7 protein-coding genes are annotated in these 10,103 nt (G+C 42.6%); 3 read left to right on the forward strand and 4 right to left on the reverse strand.

Features of this window, described 5'->3' with window-relative positions:
- Positions 1-161: 161 nt before the first annotated feature.
- The 3 genes from gap to GNE10_RS26055 all read left to right on the forward strand — a co-directional run bounded on the left by gap (position 162) and on the right by GNE10_RS26055 (position 4,319).
- The gene (gap, locus tag GNE10_RS26045; RefSeq protein ID WP_099071660.1) at positions 162-1,205 is read left to right on the forward strand and encodes a type I glyceraldehyde-3-phosphate dehydrogenase; all 1,044 of its coding nucleotides are present in this window, start codon (positions 162-164) and stop codon (positions 1,203-1,205) included.
- A gap of 465 nt (positions 1,206-1,670) precedes the next feature.
- Complete coding sequence (gene pyk, locus GNE10_RS26050) at positions 1,671-3,101, forward strand: pyruvate kinase (protein WP_185568059.1); 1,431 nt, start codon at positions 1,671-1,673, stop codon at positions 3,099-3,101.
- A 213-nt stretch (positions 3,102-3,314) separates the two neighbouring features.
- Positions 3,315-4,319, forward strand: a complete 1,005-nt coding sequence (locus GNE10_RS26055) for a transaldolase (protein WP_185568062.1) — start codon at positions 3,315-3,317, stop codon at positions 4,317-4,319.
- 239 nt (positions 4,320-4,558) lie between these two features.
- Here GNE10_RS26055 and GNE10_RS26060 read toward each other — a convergent pair whose 3' ends face one another.
- The 4 genes from GNE10_RS26060 to GNE10_RS26075 form a co-directional block, all read right to left on the reverse strand.
- The gene (locus GNE10_RS26060; protein WP_185568065.1) at positions 4,559-5,452 is read right to left on the reverse strand and encodes a M23 family metallopeptidase; all 894 of its coding nucleotides are present in this window, start codon (positions 5,450-5,452) and stop codon (positions 4,559-4,561) included.
- Positions 5,453-6,205: 753 nt separating this feature from the next.
- Positions 6,206-7,657, reverse strand: coding sequence for a glycogen synthase GlgA (glgA, locus tag GNE10_RS26065; RefSeq protein WP_185568068.1), 1,452 nt, complete (start codon positions 7,655-7,657; stop codon positions 6,206-6,208).
- 123 nt (positions 7,658-7,780) lie between these two features.
- Positions 7,781-8,752, reverse strand: coding sequence for a hydroxymethylbilane synthase (gene hemC / locus GNE10_RS26070; protein ID WP_185568071.1), 972 nt, complete (start codon positions 8,750-8,752; stop codon positions 7,781-7,783).
- Positions 8,753-9,115: 363 nt separating this feature from the next.
- A complete protein-coding gene (locus tag GNE10_RS26075; RefSeq protein ID WP_185568074.1) occupies positions 9,116-9,538 on the reverse strand; it encodes a lysozyme inhibitor LprI family protein in 423 nt (140 codons plus the stop codon).
- Between the last annotated feature and the right edge of the window lie 565 nt (positions 9,539-10,103).

A 10,103-nucleotide genomic window follows, 5' to 3' on the forward strand; every position in this document is an offset into this window, starting at 1 on the left:
CCCATGCCCCATGCCCCATGCCCCAATCCTTAAAATATGCCAAGTAAATATGCCTTCGCTGACTGAGGCTGTCACGATCATAAAGTAAAGAGTAAAAGGCAATCTATTTTGACTTTTAACTTTCTCCTTTTGTTCAACTTTCCACAACAGGAGGTTTAATCTTGAGTAAATTGAAAGTTGGTATCAATGGCTTCGGTCGAATCGGAAGACTTGTGCTTCGCGCTGGCATCGATAATCCCAACGTTGAGTTTGTCGGTATTAACGACCTAGTACCACCAGATAACCTCGCCTATCTCTTAAAGTACGACTCGACTCACGGTAGATTGACGAGAAAGGTTGAAGCCAAGGAAGATGGAATCGTCATTGATGACCACTTCATTCCTTGCGTATCCGTTAGAAATCCCGCAGAGTTGCCTTGGGGACAATTAGGTGCCGATTATGTAGTGGAATCTACGGGACTGTTCACTGGTTATGAAGGCGCAGAAAACCACCTCAAAGCAGGTGCAAAGCGAGTAATCATTTCTGCTCCCACCAAAGATCCAGATAAAGTTCCTACCCTGTTAATGGGTGTTAATCATCACTTGTTTGACCCCAACAAAGATGTGATTGTCTCCAATGCTAGCTGCACTACAAACTGTTTAGCTCCCATTGCTAAAGTTATTAATGATAACTTTGGGTTGACTGAAGGTTTGATGACCACAGTTCATGCCATGACTGCTACCCAACCAACGGTAGACGGCCCTAGCAAAAAAGACTGGCGGGGTGGTCGAGGCGCAGCCCAAAATATTATTCCCTCCTCCACAGGTGCAGCTAAAGCGGTAGCACTGGTTTTACCAGAATTGAAGGGGAAATTGACTGGTATGGCATTCCGAGTTCCGACTCCTGATGTCTCTGTGGTTGATTTAACTTTCAAAACTGCCAAAGCCACCAGTTACAAAGAAATTTGTGCTGCCATGAAAGAGGCTGCCAACGGTGCATTAGCAGGTATCTTAGGTTACACAGATGAAGAAGTAGTTTCCACAGATTTTCAAGGTGATACCCATTCAAGCATCTTCGACGCAGGTGCTGGTATTGAGTTAAACTCGAACTTCTTCAAAGTCGTTGCCTGGTATGACAACGAGTGGGGCTACTCCAATCGTGTAGTTGACCTCATGTTATCTATGTCACAAAAAGAAAAGCCCGCACCGACGCCTGCTGTGGTTTGATTTGTTATGGGACATTGGGGATGGGGGAGGCAGTGCGGTCTTGGGGTCTCCCCAAGTGGAGCAACTGCCGTCATTGGGCATGGGGAAAGACAAGGGAGATGGGGCAGAGGGGCAGGGGAGAATAATAACTTCCCAGTCACCAGTCCCCAGTCACCAGTCACCAATCACCAGCCCCCAGTCCTCAGTCCCAAATTTGGGATTTGGGTCAAATGGTAAATACCCAAAAATAAAACGCAATCTAGTATCTTTACTTAGCAAACCAGTGATATGAAGCACGTGTGAAGTTGGATGCTCCATGCGATGTCTAGGACAACTTGGCTTGGACATCGCATAATAACAATTCTCCAAAAGCAGCCTCAAGATTTGAACGGGGAACCCCAAATAAAAGCTGAAAGCTGTAATTAGGAATTACGAATTGGTATCAGGCATCCAGGTCGCAGGTTATTCTCTCAACCCCTAATCCCTATGCGTCGAACTAAAATCATTTGTACTGTTGGGCCTGCTACATCTGCACCTGAAAAACTGCAAGCCTTGGTAGAAGCTGGAATGAATGTGGCACGGTTGAATTTTTCTCACGGAGCCTATGAATTCCATGCCCAAACAGCTCAATATCTCAGGCAGATTAGCGCTGAGCAGCAAAGACCGATCGCTATCATGCAAGATCTGTGTGGCCCAAAGATCCGTTTGGGTATCTTACCACCAGAAGGGTTAAATGTGGAAGCTGGGAGTGAAGTTACCTTTGTTTTGCAAGAGAAGGGTGAAAGTATTGACGAATTGCCTTTACCATTGCCGACTTTGTTTGCAATGGTGCGACCAGGGGAACCAATTTTAATTAATGATGGTCGCGTCAAGCTGATCGTTACAGATCGCGATGCCGATCGCATTCGCGCACAGGTAAAAATTGGCGGCTTAATTTCCACCCACAAAGGAGTGAACCTGCCACAAACCCCTTTACCTGTGAGTTCCATCACCGAAAAAGACTTGCTAGATTTGCGTTTTGGGATTCAATTGGGTGTAGACTGGGCGGCGGTGTCTTTTGTGCGATCGCCACAAGATCTAGAACCCGCCAAAAGGATGATTGAAGCCGCTGGGGCTTCAATTCGCTTAATTGCCAAAATCGAAAGACCAGAAGCAGTAGAGCAATTTGACTCCATCCTCAAAGTTGCCGACGGCATTATGATTGCCCGTGGCGATTTAGGCGTGGAAGTGCCAATTCATGAAGTGCCTCTAATTCAAAAAGATATCACCCGCCGTTGCAATCAAGCTGGCAAGCCCGTGATTACAGCCACGCAAATGCTAGAGTCGATGATTAGCGCCCCCGACCCCACCCGCGCAGAAGCAACAGATGTGGCTAACTCCATCTTGGATGGTACAGATGCGGTGATGCTTTCTGGTGAAACCGCCGTGGGAGAGTACCCCATCGCCGCCGTTAGGACGATGCACAATATTGCCGTCCGAACCGAACAAGCTTTAGATGAAGGTGCCAGACATTCCTGGTGTCACGAACCAGGTAGTCTCAGCGTTACCGAATCGGTAGCAGAAGCAGTATGTCGTATCGCCTATGAAACCGGCTCAAAGGCAATTCTGTGTAACACAACCTCAGGCAACACAGCGAGAATGGTGTCTAAATACCGACCAACTTCTCCAATCATTGCCTTGACCTCCGACCCCACCGCTTACCGTCAGCTAGCACTTTCCTGGGGAGTCGAACCTTTGTTGATTCCACCAGTCCACCAAGCTGAAGAAATGTTTACAAATGTGGTAAACAAAGTCCTAGACAGGGGTATAGCGAAAAAAGGAGATCAGGTGGTAATTACCTCTGGCGTTCCAATTGGTAAATCAGGAACAACTAGCTTAATCAAAGTGCATTCCATTGGACAGCCAATTTCTGCATAAGCCTCTAGAATAAGGCTGTGACAGTGGCTGTGGCTGTGGAGAGGAGTAGGGATGAGGGAGATGTAGCTTTAGCTTCTCTTTGAGAGACCCTAGCGCAAAAGAGCAGGGTGGGAGATGAGGGAGCAAGAAAAGAATAACTCCTAACTCCTAACTCCTAACTCCCCACCCCCTTGGGAATTAAGTAAATCCTAAACAAACATCATGGAGTATTTTATGTCTAAAAATTTACTAGAACAATTGCGAGAAATGACTGTTGTGGTTGCAGATACAGGGGATATCCAAGCAATCGAAAAGTTTAAACCCCAAGATGCTACCACAAATCCCTCCTTGATTACTGCTGCGGCGCAGATGCCTGAATATCAAGGGATTGTCGATCAAACTTTACTGCAAGCAAAAAAAGACGCTGGAGCTAAAGCTACCCAAGCACAGATAGTTACTCTGGCCTTTGACCGTTTAGCGGTGGCTTTCGGGTTAAAGATTTTGCAAATTATTCCGGGTCGCGTATCTACAGAAGTGGATGCTCGTTTGTCCTATGATACTGAAGCTACAATTACTAAGGCGCGGGAATTAATTGCTCAGTATCACGCTGCTGGAATTGGCCGCGATCGCGTGTTAATCAAAATTGCCACCACCTGGGAAGGCATTCGCGCTGCGGAAATTCTGGAAAAAGAAGGTATTCATTGTAACCTTACCTTGTTGTTTGGTTTGCACCAAGCGATCGCCTGTGCAGAAGCCGGTGTTACTTTAATCTCCCCCTTCGTCGGTCGGATTCTCGATTGGTACAAAAAAGATACTGGACGAGATAGCTACCCAGCAGCCGAAGATCCAGGAGTTTTGTCAGTCACCAAAATCTACAACTACTACAAGAAATTCGGCTATAAAACCGAAGTTATGGGAGCTAGTTTCCGTAACCTTGGTGAAATTACTGAACTTGCAGGTAGCGATTTATTGACAATTTCCCCTTCACTTTTAGCAGAATTACAAGCAACTATTGGAGAACTACCACGCAAACTCGATCCTGCTAAGGTAGCCAACTTAGAAATTGAAAAACTATCCATTGATAAGGCTACCTTTGACAAAATGCACGCTGCTGACCGTATGGCATCTGAAAAACTAGACGAGGGCATCAAAGGTTTCACCAAAGCACTAGAAGACCTAGAAAAACTTTTGGCAGACCGACTGGTTCGCCTGGAAACAGAACCAGTGGCAAGTCATTAAATGCAGTTATCAATCCTGACAGCGTATTGTGTGGTATTTCCTCACAGAGTTAACTCAATACGATAGTTAATGGTTAGTGGTTTTGATTAACCACTAACTAATAAGTAGAAGGATGTAAATAATTAAAGGTTTGTAGTAAGGACTTCAGTCCTCTAATAAGGACTAAAGTCCTTACTACAAACTATTTAGATAGTTTGGTTTTTTCAAGTCGTTCTACTTAATAACAATGCCTCTTGAATCTAAAAATTTTCAGAACGAAGGCGATTACCATTTTGCCAAACTTCTACTTTTTGAGGAGTAATTAAATAAGAAAAACTGCCATTATTTGCTTGATATTTATCTTTACCAACAATCAAAGCAGGTATTTTTATCGGCTGATTTGGGTTTTGTTTCATCTCCCCAATATAAAATAACTGACCATTTTCTTGGCAAATTTTGACACGAATTTTTGGAGTTTCACCTCCAAGAATTGTCACTCCATTACATTCAGTATTAGTATTTAAAGGTGGAGAATTGATTGTAATTGATTGTGAAGGAGAAACTAGCTTTGTTAGTGGAAGTGTTGAAACTGAGCCATTAGAATTAGTAACTTGCTGAACTTTAGAATTAGGACTAAGATTTGCGGTTGAAGACGCAAGTACGCGGAGCGGATCCACTGCAATTCTACCTTGTGGATGAAATTCAAAGTGGAGATGAGGTGCTGTACTATTGCCTGTAGACCCCATCTCGGCAATAATTTGACCTTGAATAACTTGTTGACCTTTGCTCACCAATAAACGGCGATTGTGACCATAAACAGTAACACTGCCATCAGGATGTTTAATAGTTATGGCATTGCCTAATCCCCAATTATCCCAACCTGCTTTCATAACTGTACCGGATGCAGCAGCAACAATAGGAGTCCCCGATGCCCCGGCGATATCGATTCCTTCATGTTGATATTTACGAAAGCCTTGAGAAATAAAACCTTGAGTCGGCCAAATCAAGTTAGAAGCAGGGATAGAATTTTCTGGAGTTGGGGAATTGTCCACTAATTCTGTTAAGCCAAATGTAGTTGTACTGAATACGGTGGTTAAAGATATTAAGAATATTAATCCATAATTACGATATCGATAACAATGATCTTTTTTCATAAATGAATTTTGATATGATAATATAATTTGATTCCTGAAAACATGATTTTTCGTTGTCAGTGGACTTGATGGCTTGCCTAATATAGCTCAACATTCTTTAAAGAGAAATAATTAAGCAACTCCAAAACATAAATTATTTTTGTTAAAGCAATACGGTTGGTGTTAACGCAATACGATTCGGTTAAAGGGTAAAGGGGAAAGGTTTCAAATACATCCTTTACCCTTTACCCCTTAACCTTTTCCCAGACCAGAAGGGAAGTTGATACTGCTTATGCGAATCGCCATCGCATTCTTCAGACATCAAACTAATCTGAAAATACGATGGCGAGTCACAAAAAGTAATAGTCTATCGCATTAATTTTGCTTAGTGAATTAACTTTTTAACTTCTTTTCTTCTTCCTCTTTCTTTGCGTACTTTGCGTACTTTGCGGTTAATTAAAACCCTCAGAACTAGTACTCTGTCACACCAACTTTGCTGGGTTTGGACTGGGAAAAGGGTAAAGAGGAAGGGGGAAAGAATCAAAACATGAGTCCCTTTCCCCCTTACCCTTTAAAGAGCAGAGTTTCCTTGCCGAACTACTAGTGGTTCATCGCATTAATTTTGCAGGTTTAATAAACGTAGACGCGGAGCGACTTGCCGCAGGCTACCGCATTCGCGTAGCGTCTCGTTAGAGAAGGACGCAAAGAGCGCAAAGAAAGAAAAATTAAGAATAAGTTTACCCCTCAGAACTAATGCGACAAACCAATAGTTATTTAGGGAGTTGAGGAATTGCCAGTAGCCACTGCTTCGTTTAATACTAGTTCTGGCTGTGGTGTTTCCTCTTCTTCTTCTGGCAAGCCGTAAATTGATCTGTACAATTTTACGTACTGCTTTGCAGATTGATACCAGCTAAAGTCTTCACTCATACCCCGTTTTTGTAGTTCTTCCCATTGGGGTTTGAAGCGGAAGGCTTCCCAAGCGCGAATCATACAGGTGAACAAGTCTAGTGGTTCGTAGCGGTCAAAACAGTAACCAGTACCTCTGCCATTTATGGGGTCGTTGTGCGATACGGTGTCAACTAATCCACCCGTGCGGCGGACAATGGGCACAGAACCATAACGCAAAGCCATCATTTGGCTAATACCGCAAGGTTCAAAACGGCTGGGCATTAAGAAGGCGTCAGTACCAGCGTAGATGCGGCGAGACAAGGCATCGTTATACAGGAGGTAAGTTGCCATACGTCCGGGAAAGCGTGATGCTAATTGCCACATCTGAGTTTCATAGTAGCGATCGCCTGTCCCTAACAACACAAACTGTGCATCTGTATAGGCCATAAAGCGATCGAGAATTTGCAATATTAAATCGATGCCTTTTTGTTCTACTAATCGCGTGACAATCCCAATTAAAAATGCACCTGCATTAACTTCTAATCCTACTTCTTCTTGCAAGGCAATTTTATTAGCTTTGCGTTTCTCCAAAGTATCAGCAGTGAAGGTTTGGGCAATGTATTTATCATTTTCTGGATTGTAAACTTCCACATCAATCCCATTGATAATCCCAGATAACTTACCGCTAATAAAAGACAACAAACCTTCTAATGTTTCACCATAGGTGGGTGTCTTAATTTGCTCTGCATAAGTAGGCGAAACTGTATTTACTTTGTTGGCATATTGCACCGCAGCTGCCATTGTGTTGTGTCCTTGCATATACCAAGGACACCAAGTAATTTTCTCTAAATACCAACGCCACGGCCCTTGATAAGCTAAGTTATGAATCGTAAAGACGGTGGTAATATCAGGATCTTGGTGCATCCACACCGGAATCATTCCCGTATGCCAATCGTGGCAGTGAATAATTTCTGGCTTCCAGTAATTCCAGGCAAACTCCGCTGCACCATTGGCAAACAAGGTGAACCGCCAATCTTCATCTTCTCCTGAATAAATGCGGCGAGGCATGAAGGCGGGATGTCCGAATAAGTACAAGGGAACATCAGTACCAGGCAAAACGCTTTCGTAGACTGCAAAGTGCTGGAACATTGCATCTCCCCACCAAATAGGTTCTTTGGGAATCTCCATTTTGTCTGGCAAGAAGCCGTAGTAAGGCATGAATATTCGCACATCATGACCCATTGCTCTGAGGAATTTGGGCAATGCACCAACAACATCGCCCATTCCGCCTACTTTCGCGACGGGTGCTGCCTCTGCTGCAACAAATAAAATCCGCATGGTAAGTTTTGTTTCCCCGGTGCCTATACAGCGATTCAGTTATCAGTTTTTTACTGTTTACTGACTACTGATGACTGTTTATTGATTACTTACTTATCTAATCACATCCGCTTGTGCAATTGCTTAGGAACCCCGCCCAATCACCGTAAAAATTTCTTCTAAAATTTCTTTGGCTCCTTTCTCGCGCAACAGATGTGCTAGTTGTGTGCCTAGTGCTTCGGCTTTGTTGGCTTCTCCAGTGAGGCTATCTTTTACCAGCTTTTGACCATCTATGCTGGCAACGATGCCTGTTAAAGTTAATTGTTCGCCAGATATTTCTGTATTTACACCGATAGGTACTTGACAACCGCCCTCTAAATCCCGTAAAAATGCCCGTTCGGCGAGACAGCGATCGCGTGTTTGGGGATGTTCGATCGCTTTGAGTAGGGAAATTAATTCGCTATCATCGGCACGGCATTCGATTCCTAATGCGCCTTGCCCAACAGCGTGGAGGGAGATGTCTTGGGGTAAGATTTGATGAATGCGATCGCCCATTTCCAATCGCCCTAAACCTGCGGCTGCCAAAATCAAGGCATCGTATTCACCTGCATCCAGTTTTGCCAACCGTGTAATCAAGTTTCCCCGGACATCCTTAAAAGTAAAGTGGGGAAAGCGATGGCGTAACTGTGCTAACCGCCGCAGAGAAGATGTACCGATGACTGCACCCTCTGGCAAAGTTTCGATTTGTTTATCTTTGTGCTTTTCATGCACCACTAGGGCATCGGCTGGGTTTTCCCGTTCGGTAATTGCTGCCAATGTTAACCCTTCGGGTAAGTTAGTAGGCAGATCCTTGAGGGAATGAACCGCAAAGTCAATCTCGCCATTGAGCATTCCCAACTCAAGTTCTTTAGTAAAAAGTCCCTTATCGCCAATCTTGGCCAATGCTACATCCAAGATTTTGTCGCCTTGGGTAGACATAGTATGGACTTCAAAAGTGATATCTGGATAGCTTTTTTGCAGTTGCTCCTGTACCCAGTATGTTTGAACTAGAGCAAGTTGGCTTTTGCGTGAACCGATACGGATTGTGCGCGGAGGACTAGAAACAGCTGAAGTCATAAAACAATATATCAAACCAGGGATTAATTCACTCTCATCTAGACTACCGTAGTGAGTGACTTGTACCAATTTTGGATTTTAGATTTGGGATTTTAGATTACAATTCTTTACGAAAATGAATTTAGCCAAGTTTTGCTGAGGCAATACTAATACAGTAAGTGATTTGTAGTAAATGTAACATTCTTGCCATATTTAGTTTGTGGCGATCGTTGATAAACTAAATTGACTGTTATGGATAGTGTTGATTTAGAGTTGACAGTAGAACAGGTATTTGGCTGGTTAAAAAGATGAAGGCAGAGTAATAATTGAGAAGATTTTTATATCAAAATCTCAAACAGTAAATGTAGACGCGGTTTAAACATATTAAATTTCGGATTTTAGATATTCCTCTAATTGTTGAGTGCGCTCTTTTGTGATATTTTCTAAGCAACCAAGATAAATCGCCGGAGCTATTGTTCCACCTTCATATTGGCTTCTCTCAAATTCACAACTAGCATCTCGAAACTTAATCCATGCTTGCTGAGCAGTAATCAATTTTTGTTTTCTAGTTCTGTCTAATTTCGGCAGTAGTTTTTGATAAGCGGCGTTCAATTTTTTGTCAGCATTTTGATAGGATAAATTAGTGCATTGATTGATTTCTAATTGAGTTTGAGGATTGTTACAGTTTAATTTTTGAGCTAAATGCATTTTTGGTAAATCCAGTGTTGTACTGGCAGCTGTCACACTGGAAGTGTAGGAACTAGCGGAACCTAGTATATTTACTATAAAAAAAAATAAATAATACATATTTTTTACCTATTACGTAACGATTTTAGCCATTTTTTCATCGGTCAAACATCCAGTACTACCAAGCTATAAACCAATCAAGATTCCACTAAAGCCCTTGAAATCTCTAAACCTGATAATTCAGAGTGATGGTTAGTTTGTATACTGAGCAACTTTTCACATCGACTTTATCCTATGAAAGAGCATAAACCAGTTATAAAGTCAAGAATCTTAATTTAATCAAGATAGTCACAGCGATCGCAACAAAGATGACCATCGCTTCCGATATATCGCAAATAAGGACAAAGCAGGTTTTTGGGGATCGAGGTACACAAAAGCGATGGCTTGTGCATATACTCTTGGTATCAATCGGCAAAACAGACAAAATTTCCCTTTGCCCTTTGCCTACAAATGTGCAAAAATTACTTTTGCAAGAGATATCGAGCAACTATAATTTGTCAAGATATGCCTGATTTACTTGTTGAAATTCAAGTCTAAGAATTATCAAGTCCAGAAAATTAAAAAGCCTACTTTGTTTGATATCAATTCCATTTTATGGTATTGAAAACTAACTAATGTCTACTTG

The organism is Nostoc sp. 2RC, assembly GCF_014222165.1.
GTDB lineage: Bacteria > Cyanobacteriota > Cyanobacteriia > Cyanobacteriales > Nostocaceae > Nostoc > Nostoc linckia.